The following is a 21,886-nucleotide window of genomic DNA, read 5'->3' as shown; positions in this document are numbered from 1 at the left end:
TTGTTATTTTGACAAAAGCAAAGCTAACTTAATTGATCGAATTAGAAGAAGTATGTTCGGAAAAAGAGGTTAATTCAGAAATTTGAAATCGTTCAATAGAACTTCCCGTTATAAAAGCATAGGCAAAATAAACCCCATTACACAAAACAAGTGCAATAAAAAGATAAGGCAAACCGTGCTGAACCAATAAGTTCTTCAACTGCGCCATTATTGTTTCTTTTCGTTTAATTTTACTCATTATTTAATAAAAAATTGAACCAATTCACACTTTGTTATTTTATAACAAAACTGAAAAATAAGAAAGGCCAGTATAAATACTGGCCTTTCTTTCAGATAATTAAGATAACTATTGATTAACGGTCGAATTTACGACGCGGTTTATCATCAAAACTACGACGTGGACGATCTTCACCACCGAAGCTACGTTTTGGACGATCTTCGCCACCAAACGCTGGACGCTCACCACGTGGTTTGTCATCAAAGCTACGACGTGGTTTATCATTAAAACCACCTTCGCGACGTGGACGATCTGAGTTGAACTCACGACGTGGACGATCTTCGCCACCAAATGATGGACGTTCGCCACGAGGTTTATCATCAAAGCTACGACGTGGACGATCTTCACCACCGAAACTACGTTTTGGACGATCACCAAAACCATTTTCACGACGTGGTTTGTAATCTACGCGGTTACCACGGTTGTCATCATTTGAGTCAAAACGCGGTTTATCGTTGAAACCACCTTCACGACGCGGACGATCTGAGTTGAACTCACGACGTGGACGATCTTCAAAACCACCTTCACGACGTGGGCGATCTGAATTGAACTCGCGACGTGGACGATCTTCACCACCGAATGGGCGTTCACCACGTGGTTTGTCATCGAAGCTACGACGTGGACGGTCATCACGACCACCTTCACGACGTTTGAAGTTGCTTTCGCCTTCAAAACGACGACCACCACCAAAACCGCCACCACGACGACCATCACGACCACCGTTGCCGCCACGACCACGACCACCGCCATCACGACCTGAACGAGCAGGAGGTGGAGATGGTTCTAAGCCTTCAATTTCAGAAACACTTAAACGTGCATCTAAATAGTCTTCAAGCGCACGGATTTTACCGCGTTCACGATAAGTCGCTAAAGTAATTGCTTGACCAGTACGACCAGCACGACCTGTACGACCAATACGGTGTACATAGTCTTCGTGTTTCATTGGTAAACCGAAGTTAATTACGTGAGAAATTGTCGGTACGTCAAGACCACGTGCAGCAACGTCTGTTGCTACCAAGATTTTTGCACGACCTTCACGAATACTACGTAAACGACGGTTACGAACTGTTTGTGGCATTGCACCATGAAGTGCAACTACAGAGTGACCTGCTTCTGCAAGTTCTTCAGCCAACATATCTGTATCTTCTTGAGTGCTCGCGAATACAACCGCTTGATCAAGAGTTTCATCAGCCAACCAGTGAGTCAGAAGTTTCTTCTTATGTTCGAAACCGTCTGTCCAGTGTAAAGTTTGGGTGATGTCAGTGTTTGTGCTGTGACCTGTTTCAATTGCAATACGCTCAGGCTCATTCATCATGCGCTCAGCAAGACGAATAATACGGTCAGCGAAAGTTGCAGAGAACATTAATGTTTGACGACGGTTACCAGCTAAATCGCTGATCGCTTCTAAATCTTCTGAGAAGCCGAGGTCTAACATACGGTCAGCTTCGTCAACGATTAAAGCTTCAACTTTATCTAACTTTAATTGACGACGGTTAACTAAGTCTAATAAACGACCAGGAGTCGCAACGATAACTTGCGCACCTTTAAGCTGTTGGATTTGCTTACCAAAAGGCATACCACCCATGATTGCAGCAATACGAACACCTTTCATGTGACGTACAAAAGCAATCGCATCTTGGCTAACTTGTTGAGCCAATTCACGTGTTGGGCATAAAACTAAAATATTAGGTTGGGTCACAGCTTTCATGCGTTCTTTGAACGGAACAAAAGTTTCTTGACCAGCTAAATTATGTAATGTCGGTAATAAAAATGCCGCAGTTTTACCAGAACCAGTCTGGCTAGATACTAGAAGGTCTTTTCCTTCTAAAGCTGCAGGAATAGATTGTTCTTGCACAGGAGTCGGGGTAGTAAAACCTAAACCTTCAAGCGCTTGTTGTAAGGTTTCATGCAAAGAAAATTCGGCAAAAGTTTTGCTCATAGAGAGTTTCACCCTAGTGGGTGCTCCATTTTTAATAAATACAAAATAGACATCGGCACAAAGCGGCAAAGCAAAGTTAGCTGAAACGTTTTTTCAGCAGCAATCCGAGTAACGACGATGTGGACTAAACGCACGCTTGATTACGGCCGAACCTGAAGAATCGCTGAGCGATCGGGGCGCAAGAAATGGTCCTCTCTATGGACAGCGTGCGCTTACAATGAATAGAACAGAATGTTCAGGTAATGAACGGAAATTTAAGTGCGTGGGCGGATTATAGCAGAAAGAAATTAAAAGTCATGTGTTTTAATCAACTTTCTTCATATTTATTGAACTCAGTAATATTTACCCATGGCTTAAAAAAATAAAACCCTCTGATAAAAGAGGGTTTTATTTATAAATAATTAAATTATTTTGCGGCTTGAGCCCAAGCTGGAACTACAGTTTGCATTAAAGGTTTTAGCATTTTGAGTGAACTTGCAAGCACTTGACCATTTTCAAGAGATTCATTACCACCGCGTGCATCAACCACTACACCGCCTGCTTCTTTAATAATAAGCTCACCAGCAGCGATATCCCATGGTTTTAAACCAAGCTCAAAGAAACCATCAAAACGACCAGCAGCCACATATGCTAAATCTAGGGCAGCTGAACCACCACGACGAATTTGTGCACCTGCTTGAGTAACAGCTAATAATGAAGCAAAGTGTTGTTCTGCATAAGATACGATCTCACCAGCACGTTTAGCACGGTAAGGATGGCCTACTGCCAAGAATGTATTTTCTAAAGTATCTTTTACATTTACACGAATACGGCGTTGGTTCATCACCGCGCCGCGACCGCGACTTGCAGAGAATAATTCGTCACGTACTGGGTCGTAGATTACGCCGTGCTGAGTAACACCTTTATGCTGAACTGCAATAGAAATACAGAAATGAGGGAAACCATTAATAAAGTTTTGCGTGCCATCAAGTGGGTCGATTACCCAGCACCAGTCTGCATCATGGCCTTTGCCTTCTTGCAAACCGAACTCTTCACCTAAGAAGCTATGGTTTTTATAACTTTTACGTAATGTATCAATCGTCAATTGTTCCAAATAACGATCTACACGTGTTACTGGGCCATCAATGCCTTTCTCTTCAACTTGCAAATCGAGTTTATGACGATTTTGATGCGCTTTTAAAAGCTCTTGACCAACTGTTTGAGCCGCACGCGCAGCCATAACCACCATAGGTTCCATTGAACACCCACTACAATACAAATTTGAAGATTTTGACAAAGAATAATGCATAAAAGCGCATACATTTTAGCAAATGAATGCGCTTTAGGGGAAAAAATGTTTCAAAAATTTTATTAAAGGCTTAAACCACCTGATTTAGCTTAAGCCAAGCTCGCTCAATTGAGCTCAAAATACCTTTAGCATCTAACCCACAATCTTGTAGCATTTGACCGTGTGACGCCTGTTGTAAGAACAAATCTGGCAGACCTAAATTGATAATAGGCTTCACAATTTGTTCTTGTGCCATGAACTCATTTACCGCACTGCCTGCACCACCCATAATTGCGTGCTCTTCGACAGTAACAAATAAATGTGTGTGTTCAGCCAACTCACGAATAATTTTTTCATCAAGTGGTTTCACAAAACGCATATTTACAACGCGCACACCGACATCGTGTTTTTGTGCAAATTGCTCAGCAGCTTCTATGGCAACCATAACGCGGCTACCAAATGCCAAAATCGTAATCTGCTCATCACAAGCAGATTTAATTTCAGCAACGATTTCGGCTTTACCTAATTCAATCGCAGTTAACTCTTGCTGAATTTCAACCCCTACCCCTGCACCACGTGGGTAACGTACTGCCGCTGGTCCATTATAGACATAGGCAGTATGTAGCATTTGACGACATTCATTTTCATCTTTTGGTGCCATGATGACCATGTTCGGGACTGTACGCATGTATGCATAATCATATGCACCTGCATGAGTTGGACCATCTTCACCCACCAAACCAGCACGGTCAATACCGAAAGTTACATCAAGATTTTGTAATGCAACATCATGAATAAGTTGATCATAACCACGCTGTAAGAATGTTGAATAGATCGCAACGACAGGTTTTAACCCTTCACACGCCATTCCCGCTGCAAGTGTTACTGCATGCTGTTCAGCAATTGCAACATCGAAGAAGCGCTTTGGAAATTCTTTAGCAAACTTAACCATGCCTGAGCCTTCGCACATAGCTGGAGTAATCGCTAATAAACGTTCATCTTGTGCAGCTTCGTCACACAACCATTGACCAAATACATCTGAATATTTTGGCGGTGTTTTACCCGCTGAAGTCGCATTAACTTTACTAATTGCATGGTAGGTAATTGGGTCAGCTTCTGCCGGAGTAAAGCCCTTACCTTTTTTAGTATAAACGTGGACTAAGCGTGGACCTTTACGTTTTTTTAATGCGTTAAATACCTGAACAAGTTGATTTACATCATGCCCATCGAAAGGACCGAAGTAATCGAAACCAATAGCTTTAAATAAATTATCGGCCGCATCTGTTGCCGATTGATGTAAACGAGAGTTGTACGTCCATTTCGGATGTGGCTGTACATATGCCTCGCCATGTTCATCGACATTAACTAAATGGCCTTTTTCCCAAATTGCAGCTAAATGCTTAGCAAAGCCACCTGTGCTACAAGAAATTGACATGTCATTGTCATTAAGTACAACAATTAAATCAGCGTCATGTGCGACAGCATCGTTCATGGCTTCAAATGCCATACCTGCCGTCATTGCACCATCACCAACAATACAAACCACTTCACATGGGTCGTTTTGATAGCGACGCGCTAAAGACATTCCTAAACCTGCTGAAATTGCAGTTGATGAATGTCCTACACCGAAGGTATCAAAAACTGATTCTTCTCTAGCTGGAAATGCTGCTAAACCGTTTTTAGCACGGATGGTTGTCATTTGCTCACGACGACCAGTCAGGACTTTATGCGGATACGCCTGATGTCCTACATCCCAAACTAATCGGTCATTTGGAGTATTAAAGCAATAATGCAGCGCAACCGTCAGCTCAACCACGCCGAGGTTAGCACCGAAATGGCCACCACTCTGGCCTGCTGCATATAAAATATATTGACGCAACTCATCAGCCACTTGAACCAATTGGCTATGCTCGAGCTGACGTAATTGTTGAGGATGATCAATTGCATCTAACAATGGCGTAACAGGGCGTTGAGTTGGAATTTCGGTATACAACATATGTGGCAAAGCCTTTATAAGCCTGGCAAATCCTAAGCTGGGTCAAAATGGGTCGATCATACAATCGAATGAAGTCACCTTCAATCAGCCACATTTGCGAACGAGGTCATGCAAAGCAGTCTCTCATACAGTATGGGTATGGTTGGCAGATTATCCTGAATAATCTGACTATTTATCAACTATTATCGTCTTCTTTATACAAAAAAGAAAACCTTAGTGCTCAAAATGATTATGACAATTCGACCAATCTCCCAGCATTACGCTATACTTTAAACCGTTTTCGGTTAAAAGATGAGTTAATCTGTGCCTATAGAGTTCATTGCAACATCAAAACTCCCGACCGCTTTTGGTGAATTCAATATTTCTGTGTTTCAAGATCCAGTATCAGGTGAAGAACATGTGGCACTTTCTAAAGGGTTAGAAAATCCACCCACAGGCCCTGTTTTAGTACGTGTTCATTCAGAATGCTTAACAGGTGATGCTTTTGCGTCATTAAAATGTGACTGCGGCCCTCAATTACAGGCAACTCAAAAGCTCATCAACGAAGCAGGTCAAGGCGTTATTTTATATTTACGCCAAGAAGGCCGTGGTATTGGGCTCACAAATAAAATTCGTGCCTATGCCTTGCAAGATCAAGGTCATGACACGGTAGATGCAAATTTACTTTTAAATTTACCCGCCGATGCACGCCGTTACGACATGTGCAGCATTATGCTCGATCACTTAAAAGTAAAAGAAGTTAAGTTAATTACTAACAATCCTTTGAAAATTCAGGCACTCAAGGACCAAGGTATTAATGTGGTTGGTCGTGTTCCATTAACCGTTGGACGGAACCCTTTTAATGAACAATATTTAAAAACTAAACGTGAACGTATGGATCATCTTTATCAAAAAGATGATTTCTAAAAAATTAGAAATTTAAAAATAATTAGAAGGGATTTTTAAGACATTTCTTAAAAATCCCTTACTTTTTTTATGGTTTTGTGTTTTGATGTATCAATCTCCTATCTCAATCATCTTTGAGGGTCACTATGCAGCATCCGACTTCAACAGATATTCAACGTGTCCGCGAATTTCTCCTCGATTTACAAGCCCGTATATGTGCTGGTTTAGAACAACAAGAAAAAGCTGGGGGCGGTACGAGTGAATTTATTATTGATGATTGGGAACGTCCAGAAGGTGGTGGTGGCCGTTCACGAGTTTTGCAAAATGGCACCGTGATTGAAAAAGGTGGTGTGATGTTTTCTCACATCAATATTAGTAAACTGCCCGCTTCTGCTACAGAAAGACATCCACAAATTGCTGGTGCAAAAGCTCAAGCGCTTGGTGTGTCATTGGTGATTCATCCTAAAAACCCCAATATTCCAACTTCTCATGCCAATGTACGTTTATTCGTTGCGGAACGTGAAGGTCAAGATCCGATTTGGTGGTTTGGTGGTGGTTTTGACTTAACACCGTTCTATCCAGATGAACAAGATGTTATCGATTGGCATCAAGCCGCATACGACCTATGTCAACCTTTTGGAGACAATGTCTACACTGAACATAAAAAATGGTGTGATGACTACTTCTATTTAAAACATCGTGATGAACAGCGCGGTGTCGGTGGTTTATTCTTTGATGATTTAAATTGCTGGGATTTCGAAACCTGCTTTAAATATATCCAAGCTGTAGGCAATGGTTATTTAAATGCCATTCTGCCAATTTTTGAAAAACACCGTGAACAGCCTTACACCGAAGCTCAAAGAGAGTTCCAGCTCTACCGTCGTGGTAGATATGTCGAATATAACTTAGTCTACGACCGCGGAACATTGTTTGGCTTACAAACAGGTGGACGTATCGAATCTATTTTAGTCAGCCTTCCTAACCTTGCAGGTTGGTCGTATCGTCCAGAATGGGATGAAGATTCACCAGAGAAACGTTTAACTGACTATTACTTAAAACCACGTGACTGGTTAAATCTAAAAGAAAAAGTCGCTTAATTTTTTGCTTTTTGGAGATTCTTTGGCTTCCACCCTAGAGAATCTCCTTTTTTATTTTCAATTTTCTGAACCTCATTCAAATATTTTTTCTTATTCTAATTTGGCTTATAGTGAGGCCTACTGAAAATTCAGTACAGACTTTATCTGCCTCATGCCATTTTAAAATTTTGGATATAAGAATGACCAAACAGTTTGCAGTAATTGGCAACCCAATCGAACAATCACGCTCTCCTGAATTGCATCATGCTTTCGCTCAAAAAACAGGTGTTGACCTAGACTACCAAAAACGTCTTGCACCTCTTGATGGTTTTGAATCGAGTATGCGTAGTTTCTTTGAAAATGGCGGAAGTGGCATGAATGTTACCGTACCATTTAAAGAACAGGCTTTTGCTTTGTGTGATGTGCTGACTGAACGTGCTCAAATTGCCAAAGCCGTAAATACACTATGGATGGAAAACGGCAAATTACATGGTGACAATACAGATGGCCAAGGCTTAGTTGCCGCAATTCAAGCTTTAGATTGGAAGCTAAAAAATACTACTATTTTAATTTTAGGGGCTGGTGGTGCAACTCGAGGGGTTATTTACCCTCTTGTGCAGGCTGGCGCTAAAAAGATTGTGATTGCAAACCGGACGCTTGCTCGCGCTGAACAACTTGTAGACGACTTAAAAACAGCAGTCCCGCAAGCTCAATTACAAGCAATTTCTCTAAATGAGTTAGAAGGGAAATTTGATATTGTCATTAATGCAACTTCTGCAAGTTTGTCTGGTGACTCTTTACAATTACCGGAAAATTTAGACTTCAAATATGCCTATGAAATGGCTTATGGCAAGCCATCTAGCTTTCTTGATCAAGCTAAACAACGCAACGTACCTTATGCAGAAGGATTTGGCATGTTAGTCGGTCAAGCCATTGAAGCCTTTTATATCTGGAACGGCGTAAAACCAGAATTAAAAGATTTTCTATAAATCAAAAAAAAGAACCTACATCAGTAGGTTCTTTTTAGGCTCATCTTTTATTTTTTCGCTGTAACCATCTGCTTATAAACTTTTCGGAAAATCTCATAATCAATAAATTCGTTATGTTCAGGTTTTAAATTCTGAATTGTTTTTTCCGTAAGTTGCTGTTTACGTGCAGCGACATAGACCTTACCTAAAATATCTGCCGTTTGTGACAACAATTGTTTTTCTTCAGCAGAAGCACCATTTTGTTGTTCAAATTCTAATTGATACTGTTTTGAGAAAAGCTGCTCTGGTTGCTTATATTGTTTCTGTAGCTTTTGCCATGCTTCACGCCCAGCTTCACCTTGTATTGTTGTGATTACAATATGATCCACAGCTCGACCTAAGTCATTATCAAATTGATCTTCTTGCTCAAGATGATGCTTTTTCTGTAATGTCTCGATACGTTCTAAAGCTTTACCTTGAGGATTATAAGTTTCTTCTTCAGAGAACCAATAAGCATAAACCTCGGCAATTTCTTGTAACTGTTGAACTGAGTAATAATGAATATATGACGGTTTTTCAGCAGTCAATTTTGCAATAAAAACAGCCTTATACGTTTTGTCATAAGCATGCGTTGCATCATAAGTTTGGTTAGCCAACAGTGCTAGACTTGAATCTAAATCTTGTACATCGCTATGTGAGCCAACTGGATGTTCAGAAACATCACTCTGTCCAAGTTTTTCACTAAACCCTTTTATGAAGTTTTCAAATAAAGAACCTTTGCTTGCTTCTGCAACTGATTTCGCTTGTTTAAGTTGCTGCTGATTAATTGAGGTCGCTTTACCATAATTTAAAATTTGCATGTCTGCTTTAATATTAAAGCGATGATTAAATTCAGATGGCGTATATGCAATATCATAATCTGCGTTGACTAAACGGCCTTTTTCATCCAGCCCTACATCAACCGTAATTGGGTTTCTTTGTTTTGGTAAAGCTTGTTCAATTTCTGCCTTATGTTTGATCCATAGTGCTTTAAATGCTTCATCATCAACAAACTGGTTTTGATCATAAGCAGCGAAAGTTTGTTTTAGAGCAGCCCGATGCGCTTTAACCTGAGTTTTTTCAGTATTTACAGCGCTCTGATCAAGCACATTAATACCGTAAATTTGACAGTAATTAATATCACCTAAGGCAACTGGTTTTTTTAGAGACTGTAATTCAACACACTGGTCTTGTGTAAGTGAAGCTACTTCCTCACCTTGTTCATCGTCTGCTACAGCAGCATCCTCAGCTTGAGCTGAATCAGAAGCTTCCTCGGCTGCTGCGACATCTTGAGCTGTATTGACTTGATCTTCGTCCTCATCTTCAGAAGCCAATGTATTGCCAAAATGAGCATTAATAAGTGAATAAAGTTGCTGGCTAACTGCGGCTGCATCTTCAGAAGAAACTTTTTGCCCCTCAGCATTACCCTCTTTACTCTTCGCTTCCGAAGCAGCTAAATCAGTTGCTATAGTTTCGGCAATCTTTTCTTCATCAAAACCGAAAACATTTTTTTGCAGATATTTTTCATTGACCTGCCCATAGAGTTCCGATTGCAGCAACAACGCTTCAACCGTATCTTTTAAACGAATTTTTTCTACAATCCCCGCTTTACGCTCAGCGTCACTAACCGATAAACGTTGTAAATTTTGTGGTTCGGCCAAACGATATGATACCGCACCAGAAGCTTTCGCATATTCAACGAATTTCTTCATATCCACGTTTGTAAACAGGTTTTTATATTTTGAAAAATCGACATACGCCAAGTTATTTTGATTATCTTTATTGACCAGATAAGGCATTAATCCGAAATAATTTACGTAAAATTTATAATCCTTCAGATCCAGTACCATTGGCAATTTTGCCTGTACTAAAAGCGTCGGTTTTTCATATCTTGCCGTGAGATTTAAAGACCCCATTTTTTGACGATAATGAACTGAACCATCGTAGCTAAATTGAAGATCATTTAATAAATTAATTAATACGGTGTTTATTTTTTCTGAGCGTGATTCACCAGAAACACCTAAATCCGCTTGCTCATTTGCAATTGCGGCATAAAGCGCCTGCTTCTGTTTTTTATTCAAATTAATTTTTTGTTCACGTAAATATTGATCTACTTTTTTTTGCACTACAGCATCTAACTGTACTGTTTTTTCATCATTATTTATTTTCTTTGACTGATTTGAATCAACATTAATTTTAAAATGTCCACGGTAGTCATAGCTTGGGTATTCATACATTGCATTCATACCCTGAATGACTTTTTGATCTAACTGAGTAGATGCTACTGATGGACGTAGGTTATGTTGCGCACAAGCGGTCAAACCCAAACTAAATAAACATAAACTGAGATATTTTAAATGCATAACCTTTTTTAAAACCTTATTGCTTTATCTTTTTAGCGAATCTTGCTAAAAATAAAAAAATAGTTGTTTTTTCACATAAAAGTATAAGTCCTGAATGTAGCAGAAAATATAATTTCAGGTGTATTTATTTTCGACAAAATTCGCTTTTCTGACATTTCTTTCGGATGTCATTATCATTGTATTTTTATCATGTGAGTGAATAATCAAATCATCGATTCAGATAATCCCACAATGATTCAAAATTAGGATTAAAGCCATGCCAGCATATAAAGCTCCGCTACACGATATCCGCTTCTTAATGAATGAAGTATTAGATTACCCTGCTCACTATAAAACTTTATCAAATGGTGAAAATGCAGATCCAGATACAGTTGATATGATTCTTGAAGGTGCGGCAGATTATTGTGAAAACGTATTGTCGCCACTTAACCAATCTGGTGATGAGGAAGGTTGCCATTTTGACAACGGCGAAGTAACTACTCCTAAAGGCTTTAAAGAAGCTTATGACCAATTTGTAATGGGCGGTTGGCAAGGTCTTTCTTATCCAGAAGAATTTGGTGGTCAAGGCCTTCCAATGTCTTTAAATCTGATTAAATCAGAGATGATGGGTACTGCAAACTGGTCATTTACCATGTATCCAGGTTTAAGTTCTGGTTGTATGAATACTATTTTGCAATTCGGTACTGATGAGCAAAAACAAACCTATATGCCTAAGCTGGTTGAAGGAACTTGGAGCGGCACAATGTGCTTAACCGAACCTCAATGTGGTACAGACTTAGGCCAGGTAAAAACTAAAGCTGAACCTCAAGCAGATGGTACTTATAAAATTACTGGTACGAAAATCTTCATTTCTGCCGGTGAACATGACCTAACTGAAAATATCATTCATATCGTACTTGCGCGCCTTCCAGATGCACCGGCAGGTACTCGCGGTATCTCATTATTCATCGTACCAAAATTCATCCCTACAGCTGATAATGGTGTTGGTGAACGTAACACAGTTACTTGTGGTTCAATCGAACATAAAATGGGGATCCGTGCGTCTGCAACTGCGGTACTCAACTTTGATAATGCCACTGGTTATTTAATCGGTGAAGTTAACAAGGGCCTACATGCAATGTTTACCTTCATGAATACAGCACGTATTGGTACTGCTGTTCAAGGTATTGCACACGCTGAGTTATCTTTCCAAGGTGCATTACCATATGCCAAAGATCGTATGTCAATGCGTGCGCTTTCTGGTAAAAAAGATCCAGATAAAGTTGCTGATGCAATCATTCACCATGCAGACGTACGTCGTATGCTGTTAACTCAAAAAGCAATCGCTGAAGGCGGTCGCTCAATGATTTACTACGCGGCTCAAATCGCTGACAAAATGACAGATGCTTTAGCACGTGGTGACCAAGCTGCTTACGAAGACTATGATGATAAACTTGGTTTCTATACGCCGATTTTAAAAGGTTTCTTAACTGAACTTGGTTTAGAAGCTGCTAACCACGGTATGCAAGTTTACGGCGGCCATGGCTACATTAAAGAATGGGGTATGGAGCAAATCGCGCGTGATGCACGTATTGCGACTTTGTATGAAGGAACAACTGGCGTTCAAGCGCTCGACTTGATCGGTCGTAAAGTGTTGTTAAGTTCAAAAGGTAAAGTGGTTCGTGAATACACTGCTGAAATCTTAAAATTCTGTGCTGCACATGCACGTAATAAGTATTTACGTCGTTTTGCTTGGGACTTAACTAAGCTTTGTGCTCAGTGGAATACTTTAACCGTTCGTATCATGCTTGCTGCACGTAAAGATCGCGACATCGTATCTTCTGCTTCTGTAGATTTCTTGATGTTCTCAGGCTACGTCATGATGGCTTATTTCTGGGCTCAACAAGCTGTGGTGGCTTCTGAGAAATTAGAAGCGGGTAATGGCCAAGAAACTGCTGAATTCTATAAAGCAAAAATTAAAGTTGCTGATTTCTACTTTGACCGTTTATTGCCACGTGCTCAAGGCCATGCAGAATCGATGGTGACTACATCTCGTACATTAACCTCATTACCAGTTGAACACTTTAGCTTTGACTACTAATGATTTTTAATTAGTAAAATGAAAAAGAGCGCAATTTATATTGCGCTCTTTTTATATCAAACGGTTATCTATTCTTTAGTCAAAACATACGCCCGATTTGGAACAAAATAATTTTGCTCTAAAAATTCACGATTTTTTCCATAGTCACTATAAAGTAATTTTTCTAAATTCGTGACCAATCTTTGATTTGCATCCAGATTAAAATAAAAATTAACTTTAGATAAGGGACATTGAATCGTTAACTCATGCTCTTTTTCATCTACTTTCCAATTTAGAGTAGGACACAACTGATTTACAGCGGCACTTTTAGATCCATCTTTACTTCCTACACGACCAAAATGGACAACATTCCAATACGCCGACCCATTTGGTAATAAATTTAAAATGTACTCCGCTTCACCCGATTCACAATCAGCAAAAGCATCTTCACAGGAAATACGAGTGTGATATCGCCCGACATATTGCAATGAAGCTGCGTTTAATTTTTGGGTTTGATCTGAGGTAACTTCAGGTAAGAAAGTTCGACCAGCAACATAATCTAATGTTTTTATAGATGCGCTACTTTTTATTAAATTTTCTTCATGATTAGAATTAGAGCTTGCAGTAGAGTGATCTTTTGAGTTGGTATGGTTTATATCGCAAGCACTTAGCGTCATGCACATCGCAGCCACTATAACCAAATGCTTAACTGATAACCTAGACCACTTCAAAGACATATACATTATTCACAGATAACAGCAACAGCTACGTTTATACTCAATTCAGGCACTAGCTGATTGCTGCTTTAAACCTTTAAGCCCTGAAAAGGTGCATTTTAGTAGATGTTGGTTTCCTTCATTTCAATCCTTTACATATTTTAACTATTTTACTTTTTAAACGACTTTAAACCCTTAATTTCGTCACCATATTTCTATTAAGCAAGAGCAATAGCTTCTTGTAATTTTTTATTTTTAAGGAGAATTAGATGGCCAGTTCTGGTTTATATCGCTCGAACCGACACAGCATGATCGCCGGTGTAATGGGTGGTATTGCTGAACGTTTTGGTTGGAACGTAACTTTACTACGCATCATTTTTGTTTTGATTTCAGTTATGAGTGCTGCCTTTCCAGGAATTTTAGTTTATCTGGTTTTATGGTTAGTCATTCCGAAAAAACAGCCAGAACATATTGAAGGCTATCGACAATCCGTCCGAACAGTAAATGAAGAACAAGTACGTTAATTTATAACTTTGGTCGCTACGGTTGCATCCCCTAATCAACCGTAGCTTTTTTTATTCTGAAAATTATAGCTTTCGATTTAACTGTTGCTGTAACGCAGCAATCATATCTGCGCGGCTAATCATTCCTATAAGTTTACGATCTTCAACCACAGGAATATAGTTAAACGACTTTTCAACAAAGTACGGCACTAAATCTTGAATAGGTTGAGTTGGTAGCACCGTGACCACTCGACGACTCATAATTTGTTTTACGTAGTGCTGCCAAGAGTTTCTTGGGTCTGCTGCCCCCTTAAACCATTCTACGACTTCATATAACGCTAAAGTGCCTACCAAATGGTTCTCTGCATTGACTACTGGCAGGCTCATTAGGTTCACTTGTTTAAACTTATCTAATGCCTGATGAATATCATCATCTTCATGTAATTTAATCACATCGCGACTCATAATATCTTGACAGACATATTGATTGACCATGCGCTCATTAGCATGCTCTTGCGCTTCTAAAATGATTTTTTCTAAGTCGTATTGGCTAATATCTAAAAGTTCAGTGTGATGCTCTAATGCGTACTCAATATCTTTTGGTTGAATCGATACCTTTTGAGTAGGCGTTGGGTCCTTGCTACGCTCATTCAAATGTGCAGTAACTGGATAGTGTCGCCCAATTAATCGGTTAAAAAATACGGCAAAACCTAATAGAAGCAATGAATTGAGTAAAACTGGATAAAAAATAAAATAAAAGCCTAACTTATGAATCGCAGCTCCACCCAGTACGGCTGTAATCGCAACCGCTCCACTCGGTGGATGTAAAGAATCGGTGGTCATCATTAAAAAAATGGCAAAACCTACCGCGACACTAAAAGCCGTTGTTAAGTCAGGAATCCACTGTGCACAAGCAACGCCAATAATTCCGGCTAAGGTATTACCGACAATCACATTCCATGGTTGAGCCAAGGGACTGGTCGGCACAGCAAACAATAGAACAGATGAGGCACCCATTGGAGCGATGTACCATGCATTAATCCCCCCTAGAACATACCAGCTAATTAAGGAAGAAATTGCTAAACCACACAACGCTCCAATACCGCAAAGTAACCGTTCTTTTAAAGGTAAAACCTTAAAATTTGGTTTTAAAATCTGTAACCATTGTCGCTGTATAACACTCACAGTACACCTTTAGGGATATGCCGTCATTTATAACGGGCAAAAGTATACGCCCAAAGCCACATAAAATGCATTTAAATTATATCTTTGAATAATAAGAAAACCTGCTGAACTATTTTTTATGATTTTAAAACTTTAATATTCCATCAATTTTTCATTTAAATAACGCCAGTAGCGTTTAGGTAAATATTGCACATGGAGTTTTATATTTTGGCGTTCAGTAATATTCACGCTCTTAAAATAATCTTTCCAAAGCTGGTCATATAAAACTTCCTGCTCATCAAGCTCAAGCTGAAAGCTTTGACTCATTCCATTTTTTAAATTACGGTCAACTTCAGAAGCCTCGAGTGAAACTTCATGTATTTCTCGTAAATCATAGTACAGCCCGAACTTACGTTTCTCATCATAGATCAGCCAACGCTGATCTTGATAACGCCGTTTAAAATGGGGCTGAATAAGCGGCAAAACATTAAAATCGGGACGTACCAAACTTAAAAAAAGCTCATCTTTAGTTTTCTTAAACCGAATAAAAGCTTCCATTCGATGCTTCTCTCGTCCGACCTTTTTCGTCCACTGTGCAATCGCTAAAACACTAGGATTTGAATAATCTTTTTCTACAGAAAAATGACTAGTAAACACATAAATACAGTAATTAAATAAATGTTGATAGGCATCTAAAGATTCAGATAAAGAGGCAAAATAGAATTGTTTTAATGAAGAAGATGAAAGCTTTTTTTGCAGGGCAGACCAAACACGCTCGGCATGTTGCTCGTTATTTGAAACCTCAATTTTATCAGCAAATAAGCCATGTTGAGCCGCATCACTTAAACAGAGTCTGACCTGCAATTCTTTAAATTGAAATGCACGAAAAACACAGCTCAGCAGCCCAACCATTGAACCATCAAAATAGTAAGCCACTTCATCATTAAACATGGCTAAAACCCGAGGCTTAACTGTGGCGAGAGTTGCTGCATATATTTCGAGGAACCCTGCGTTAAAATCTGCTGCCGAATAAAACTTGAAGAAAGTTCTTTTTGGAACTTTGGGCTGTCTTCACAGCGAATAAAGAATTTTGCACGCTGATAAGCTACTCCGAGTTTTTTAAGTAAATCGATATGGATTTTTCCAAAACGGCGAGCTTGCACAATTTTCTTCGCCGATTTCACACCAATGCCTGGTACACGCAAAATCATCTGATAATCGGCACGGTTTAAATCTACTGGAAACTGCTCAGGATGTCTTAAAGCCCAGCTTAATTTCGGGTCAACATCAAGGTCTAAGTTTGGGAATTTTTCATTGACAATTTCATTGACTTCAAAACCGTAAAAACGCATCAGCCAATCGCTTTGGTAAAGTCGGTTTTCCCGCAATAATGGCGGTGCAGAACCCACTGCTGGCAAGTAATTATTTTCGGTATTAATTGGGATATAACCCGAAAAATAGACACGTTTGAGTTTAAATTCTTTATAGTGTTTGTCAGCCATAAACAAGACATCTTGATCTGACTCTTGATGAGCGCCAACAACCATTTGCGTAGTTTGCCCTGCGGGTACATATTTCGGTACATGCTTAATGATTTGGCGTTCATCTTTAAGCTGAATGAGTCTGTCACGGACCAAACCTAAATCTTTTTGCACTTCCTGATGTGATTTTTCTGGTGCAAAAGTTTTTAGGCCAACCTCTGTCGGCATCTCTAAATTAATACTCATACGGTCAGCATATAAACCTGCTTCATGAATCAGTTCAGGTGATGCCCCCGGAATTGTTTTTAAATGAATATAGCCATTAAAGTTTTCTTCAAGACGCAACTTCTTCACAACTTGAAGCATACGCTCCATCGTATGATCCGCCGATTTAAAAATGCCTGAGCTTAAAAATAAGCCTTCAATATAATTACGGCGGTAAAAATTAATGGTTAAATCTACAACCTCTTGTACCGTAAATGCTGCACGCTGGACGTCGTTAGAACGACGTGAAACGCAATAGGCGCAATCAAAAATACACACATTACTAAATAGAATTTTTAAGAGAGATACACAGCGGCCATCTTCGGTATAACTATGGCAAATACCCGAATGACTGGCATCCCCTAGACCTTTATCTTTGTTTTTACGGTCACTGCCACTTGATGAACAAGACACATCATATTTAGCAGCATCAGCAAGAATCTGTAGTTTTTCTCGAATGCGATCAGACATATCAAACGACTCATTTATGGCATCGTTTAAAAAATATCATTTTGCATTCTTAAATTTAATCCAGTGAAGTACGCTCAGCGTCATGAGATGACGTGACAATCCCCGAAAAATAAAACGGAATATCGCAATTGAGCAGATAAGCTGTGATATAAAAAGAGGTTCGCTTTTTTGTATGGGTACAACACCAATGCTGAATCCCATTTTTTCTTTTTTTAAACTTCTCATTCGTAATTTAAATGTAAATGAAGATCAAATTTGGAGATGTTTGTCATTGACTACACCTCTCTATGCTTCCATCACTATTTATGTCTTTTTTCTTATTTTTATGTTTTACCCCAACATTATTAGATTTGAACTGCCTGATTTTAACTTCATCTTTCAATTCGGATTATTTATTGGATTCTTACTCATTATCTACTACATCTTCGTATTTTTTCCTGCCATTTTTGTTCAACTTAAATTACATAGGTATCATCGTATTAATTTTTTTACCGTCATTCTAAGCGCGCTGTTTCTTACGTACGTCATTCCAACCTTACTTATGTTGATATTCGCACCACTAGAACAGTTTGAATTCTTTGTGATTGAATTCTTCTATGTATTAGGTCCATTTTCGTTGATCTATGCTGTCATCTATTGGATATTACTACTCAGAGCAGATCTCAAACAGCATTTAAAAAACGGGACGTAATTCCCCAACTAGCCTTTGCCACTCACCACCAAAATCCTTATACTTAACCACAATTTTTGTTTGATTCCAGTGGATGCACCATGAGTCGTGCTATATCGCATATTGATACATTTCAGGGTTTAATTCTTGCCCTACAAAACTATTGGGCCGAACAAGGCTGCGTCGTACTACAACCGTACGACATGGAAATGGGCGCTGGAACATTCCACACCGCAACATTCTTACGTGCTTTAGGGCCTGAGACTTGGAACGCGGCATACGTTCAACCTTCACGTCGTCCAAAAGATGGCCGCTATGGTGAAAACCCGAACCGTTTGCAACATTACTACCAATTCCAAGTGGTACTTAAGCCAAACCCAGACAACATCCAACAGCTTTATCTTGATTCTTTAAAAGCAATCGGGATTGATACGCTTACTCACGACATTCGTTTCGTAGAAGACAACTGGGAATCTCCAACTCTTGGTGCGTGGGGCTTAGGCTGGGAGGTTTGGCTTAACGGTATGGAAGTAACTCAGTTTACTTACTTCCAGCAAGTCGGTGGTGTTGAATGTTACCCAGTAACAGGTGAAATCACTTACGGTTTAGAACGTCTTGCCATGTACCTTCAAGGTGTTGACTCGGTTTATGACCTTGTGTGGACCAAAGGCCAATTCGGTACGGTAACTTACGGCGACGTATTCCATCAAAATGAAGTTGAGCAATCGACTTACAACTTTGAATACGCTCCAGTTGAAAAACTATTTGAACTGTTTGATTTTTACGAATCAGAAGCAAACCGTTTAATTGAAGCAAAACTTTCTCTTCCTGCTTATGAGCAAGTTGTTAAAGCATCTCATACCTTTAACTTGCTTGATGCACGTGGCGCAATTTCTGTGACTGAGCGTCAACGTTACATTTTACGTGTACGTACTTTAGCGCGTGCTATTGCACAAAGTTATGTACAAGCGCGTGCAGAACTTGGCTTCCCAATGGCAGAACCACATTTACGTGATGAAGTATTGGCACAGTTAAAAGCACAAGCTGAAAGTGAAGCAGCAAAGGCGGAGAAAAACTAATGAGCAAACATACTGTTTTATTCGAACTTGGCTGTGAAGAGCTTCCACCAAAAAGCTTAAAAACTTTACGTGATGCTTTACAGGCAGAAACGGTAAAAGGCTTAAAAGATGCGGGTTTAAATTTTGCATCTATTGAAGCTTATGCAGCACCACGTCGTTTAGCACTTAAAATTGTAGATATCGATGCTGCTCAAGCGGACACACAAAAGCGTTTTGACGGCCCTGCTGTTCAAGCGGCTTACGACGCAGAAGGTAAACCGACTAAAGCACTTGAAGGCTTTATGCGTGGTCAAGGCATTACTGTAGACCAGCTTTCTACTTTCCAAGCAGGTAAAGTTGAAAAAGTTTGCTATTTAAAAGATGTGAAAGGTCAAAGCCTTGATGCTTTACTTCCTCAGATCTTACAAACTGCGCTAGACAACTTACCAATTGCGAAACGTATGCGTTCTGCTGCAAGCCGTACTGAGTTTGTACGTCCAGTGAAATGGGTTCTCTTACTCAAAGACGACCAAATTGTTGATGCAACCATTCAAGATCATAAAGCTGGCAATGTGACTTATGGTCACCGTTTCCATGCACCTGAAGCTGTGACTTTAGCGCATGCAAATGACTATTTAGCTGCGTTAGAAAAAGCATATGTTGTAGCGAACTTTGAAAAGCGTCAGGCAACCATTCAAGAACAAGTGAAAAAGTTAGCTGATGAAGTGAATGCGACTGCGATTGTTCCAGCTGACTTACTTGATGAAGTAACAAGTCTGGTTGAATGGCCTGTAGCTTTACGTGCAAACTTTGAAGAGCGCTTCCTTGCTGTTCCTCAAGAAGCACTCATTACGACGATGCAAGACAACCAGAAATATTTCTGCTTGATCAATAGCGAAGGTAAATTACAGCCTTACTTCATTACTGTTTCAAACATTGAGTCTAAAGATCCGACTCAAATTATTGAAGGTAATGAAAAAGTTGTTCGTCCTCGTCTGTCGGATGCTGAATTCTTCTTCTTACAAGATCAAAAGCAACCGCTTGCATCTCGTAAAGAAAAACTAGCAAACATGGTATTCCAAGCACAACTTGGTACGCTTTGGGACAAATCAACACGTATTGCAAAACTTGCAGTTGCATTATCTTCAATCACTGGTGCAAACCCAGCCGATGCTGAAAAAGCTGCATTACTTGCTAAATGCGATTTAACTTCTGAACTTGTGGGTGAGTTCCCAGAACTTCAAGGTATTGCGGGTACTTACTACGCGCGTATTGAAGGCGAAAACACTGAAGTTTCAGAAGCTTTAGGTGAGCAATATTTACCAAAATTTGCAGGTGATGTTTTACCAAAAACCAAAACAGGTACAACGATTGCCCTTGCTGACCGTTTAGATACCCTAGTTGGTATTTTCGGTATTGGACAAGCGCCTACAGGTTCTAAAGACCCGTTTGCTCTTCGCCGTTCAGCAATTGGTATCTTACGCTTAATCATTGAAAATGAATTAGATGTAACGATTGAAGAGTTAGTAAATCTTGCGCTTCAAGGTTATGGCGATATTGTTAAAGATCACGATAAGACTCGCGCTGATGCTGTTACATTCTTGGAAGGTCGTTACCGCGCTAAGTATGAAGACCAAGGTGTTGCTGTTGACGTACTTCAGGCTGTTCAAGCACTTGCACCGAAGTCTCCACTTGATTTTGACAAGCGTGTAAATGCAGTAAATCACTTCCGCACATTACCTGAAGCTGCTGCACTTGCTGCTGCAAACAAGCGTGTTGCTAACATTCTTGCAAAAGAAGCTGCACCAGAAGGTTCTGTAGTTGAAGCAAACTTGGTTGAAGATGCTGAGAAAGCATTATTCGCTGAGCTTCAAGCAGTGACACCTGTGGTTGAACCATTACTTGCAGCAAAAGACTACACAGCTGCCCTTTCTAAGCTTGCAGCACTTCGCGCGCCGATTGATGCATTCTTTGATGGCGTAATGGTAATGGCAGATGATGCTGACCTAAAAGCAAACCGTTTACGTTTATTGGCTCAGTTACGTAACTTGTTTACTGCTGTGGCTGATGTGAGTGTGTTGCAAGGCTAAGCCTTAATTGGTTGTAATTTAATGAGAACCCCTCTATAAATTAGTGGGGTTTTTTAATATTAAGAATAAATCAGCAGTCATCATAATGAATAACACTTCAATTAAAAATTTTTACCGTATAGATGCTTACCTTGTTCTTTGCCACACTCTTTTGCTGGCATTCGGTTATGGTCTATGGAAGCTATATCCTCATATACAGACCAAACCAGATATGAGCGGCCTGTTCTTTATGATTATCTCTATTCTAGGCGGTTTTGCAGGGCTGATTATACTAGCTATAACTTTGCCTCGTTTAGATCGTTCTGTTCGTAATTTATCAGTGAACAAATTTATTTTGGCTCTGCTGTATTGGGTTTCTAGTACTATTATTTTCGTACTATTTGGCATCAGCAAATTCTTCTTCAATAATCCGCTAGTTTTGCTGGTTTTTGTTTTGGTTTTTTTCAGCAGTGTTTATCTTTCGGTGATTCGCCTTGCAGATATGCGTAAAAAAGACTGGCTGATCTTAAGCGGAATTTTTGGAGCTATTGTGCTGTTCTTCTTTTTGCCAGAGCTTTAGAAAATGGTTTAAGTAAAGATTCTGAGCTTGTAATGCTTTGC

The 21,886-nt window shown here is 39.7% G+C and carries 17 protein-coding genes; 8 read left to right on the top strand and 9 right to left on the bottom strand.

Annotated elements, in window-relative coordinates:
• Positions 1–28: 28 nt before the first annotated feature.
• The 4 genes from POD11_RS13780 to dxs all read right to left on the bottom strand — a co-directional run bounded on the left by POD11_RS13780 (position 29) and on the right by dxs (position 5,479).
• On the bottom strand, positions 29–238 hold the full coding sequence (locus POD11_RS13780) for a hypothetical protein (RefSeq protein ID WP_151747792.1): 210 nt from the start codon (positions 236–238) through the stop codon (positions 29–31).
• 115 nt (positions 239–353) lie between these two features.
• The gene (locus POD11_RS13775; RefSeq protein ID WP_016143582.1) at positions 354–2,216 is read right to left on the bottom strand and encodes a DEAD/DEAH box helicase; all 1,863 of its coding nucleotides are present in this window, start codon (positions 2,214–2,216) and stop codon (positions 354–356) included.
• 406 nt (positions 2,217–2,622) lie between these two features.
• Positions 2,623–3,453, bottom strand: coding sequence for an inositol monophosphatase family protein (locus POD11_RS13770; RefSeq protein WP_005078362.1), 831 nt, complete (start codon positions 3,451–3,453; stop codon positions 2,623–2,625).
• A 121-nt stretch (positions 3,454–3,574) separates the two neighbouring features.
• Positions 3,575–5,479 carry a 1-deoxy-D-xylulose-5-phosphate synthase gene (dxs, locus tag POD11_RS13765; RefSeq protein ID WP_262457549.1) on the bottom strand — a complete coding sequence of 635 codons (1,905 nt, stop codon included), beginning with the start codon at positions 5,477–5,479 and terminating at the stop codon, positions 3,575–3,577.
• 303 nt (positions 5,480–5,782) lie between these two features.
• Here dxs and ribA point away from each other — a divergent pair, with 303 nt between their 5' ends.
• The 3 genes from ribA (at position 5,783) to aroE (ending at position 8,429) form a co-directional block, all read left to right on the top strand.
• A complete protein-coding gene (ribA, locus tag POD11_RS13760) occupies positions 5,783–6,385 on the top strand; it encodes a GTP cyclohydrolase II (RefSeq protein ID WP_002116908.1) in 603 nt (200 codons plus the stop codon).
• A 125-nt stretch (positions 6,386–6,510) separates the two neighbouring features.
• Positions 6,511–7,461: an oxygen-dependent coproporphyrinogen oxidase gene (gene hemF / locus POD11_RS13755; RefSeq protein WP_016142953.1), complete on the top strand. Its 951-nt coding sequence runs from the start codon at positions 6,511–6,513 to the stop codon at positions 7,459–7,461.
• Positions 7,462–7,640: 179 nt separating this feature from the next.
• A complete protein-coding gene (gene aroE, locus POD11_RS13750; protein WP_262457547.1) occupies positions 7,641–8,429 on the top strand; it encodes a shikimate dehydrogenase in 789 nt (262 codons plus the stop codon).
• A gap of 47 nt (positions 8,430–8,476) precedes the next feature.
• Here aroE and POD11_RS13745 read toward each other — a convergent pair whose 3' ends face one another.
• Positions 8,477–10,810: a hypothetical protein gene (locus tag POD11_RS13745; RefSeq protein WP_262457546.1), complete on the bottom strand. Its 2,334-nt coding sequence runs from the start codon at positions 10,808–10,810 to the stop codon at positions 8,477–8,479.
• A 256-nt stretch (positions 10,811–11,066) separates the two neighbouring features.
• Between POD11_RS13745 and POD11_RS13740 the strand changes: the two genes are divergently transcribed.
• Positions 11,067–12,890, top strand: coding sequence for an acyl-CoA dehydrogenase C-terminal domain-containing protein (locus POD11_RS13740; RefSeq protein WP_224993443.1), 1,824 nt, complete (start codon positions 11,067–11,069; stop codon positions 12,888–12,890).
• Positions 12,891–12,958: 68 nt separating this feature from the next.
• Here the strand turns inward: POD11_RS13740 and POD11_RS13735 are convergent, their stop codons facing one another.
• Positions 12,959–13,606: a hypothetical protein gene (locus POD11_RS13735; protein WP_262457545.1), complete on the bottom strand. Its 648-nt coding sequence runs from the start codon at positions 13,604–13,606 to the stop codon at positions 12,959–12,961.
• Positions 13,607–13,854: 248 nt separating this feature from the next.
• On the opposite strand from POD11_RS13735, the gene POD11_RS13730 reads away from it, so the two are divergent.
• Complete coding sequence (locus tag POD11_RS13730) at positions 13,855–14,109, top strand: PspC domain-containing protein (protein WP_016142948.1); 255 nt, start codon at positions 13,855–13,857, stop codon at positions 14,107–14,109.
• A gap of 63 nt (positions 14,110–14,172) precedes the next feature.
• Here POD11_RS13730 and POD11_RS13725 read toward each other — a convergent pair whose 3' ends face one another.
• The 3 genes from POD11_RS13725 to POD11_RS13715 all read right to left on the bottom strand — a co-directional run bounded on the left by POD11_RS13725 (position 14,173) and on the right by POD11_RS13715 (position 17,468).
• Positions 14,173–15,273, bottom strand: a complete 1,101-nt coding sequence (locus tag POD11_RS13725) for an HPP family protein (RefSeq protein ID WP_057074650.1) — start codon at positions 15,271–15,273, stop codon at positions 14,173–14,175.
• A gap of 132 nt (positions 15,274–15,405) precedes the next feature.
• Positions 15,406–16,203, bottom strand: coding sequence for a TIGR03915 family putative DNA repair protein (locus tag POD11_RS13720; protein ID WP_262457543.1), 798 nt, complete (start codon positions 16,201–16,203; stop codon positions 15,406–15,408).
• 2 nt (positions 16,204–16,205) lie between these two features.
• A complete protein-coding gene (locus POD11_RS13715) occupies positions 16,206–17,468 on the bottom strand; it encodes a putative DNA modification/repair radical SAM protein (protein WP_262457541.1) in 1,263 nt (420 codons plus the stop codon).
• A gap of 771 nt (positions 17,469–18,239) precedes the next feature.
• On the opposite strand from POD11_RS13715, the gene glyQ reads away from it, so the two are divergent.
• The 3 genes from glyQ to POD11_RS13700 all read left to right on the top strand — a co-directional run bounded on the left by glyQ (position 18,240) and on the right by POD11_RS13700 (position 21,845).
• Positions 18,240–19,217, top strand: a complete 978-nt coding sequence (gene glyQ, locus POD11_RS13710; protein ID WP_002044989.1) for a glycine--tRNA ligase subunit alpha — start codon at positions 18,240–18,242, stop codon at positions 19,215–19,217.
• Positions 19,217–21,286: a glycine--tRNA ligase subunit beta gene (gene glyS / locus POD11_RS13705; RefSeq protein ID WP_262457539.1), complete on the top strand. Its 2,070-nt coding sequence runs from the start codon at positions 19,217–19,219 to the stop codon at positions 21,284–21,286. The genes glyQ and glyS overlap by 1 nt, the downstream gene beginning before the upstream one ends.
• Before the next feature lie 85 nt (positions 21,287–21,371).
• The gene (locus POD11_RS13700) at positions 21,372–21,845 is read left to right on the top strand and encodes a hypothetical protein (RefSeq protein WP_262457537.1); all 474 of its coding nucleotides are present in this window, start codon (positions 21,372–21,374) and stop codon (positions 21,843–21,845) included.
• The last annotated feature ends 41 nt before the right edge of the window (positions 21,846–21,886 follow it).

Origin of the sequence: Acinetobacter sp. P1(2023) (genome assembly GCF_028367635.1) — a bacterium.
GTDB classification, from domain to species: Bacteria; Pseudomonadota; Gammaproteobacteria; order Pseudomonadales; family Moraxellaceae; genus Acinetobacter; species Acinetobacter pittii_E.
Note: the sequence above shows the minus strand (reverse complement) of the source record. Positions and strands in the feature narration are given on the sequence as shown.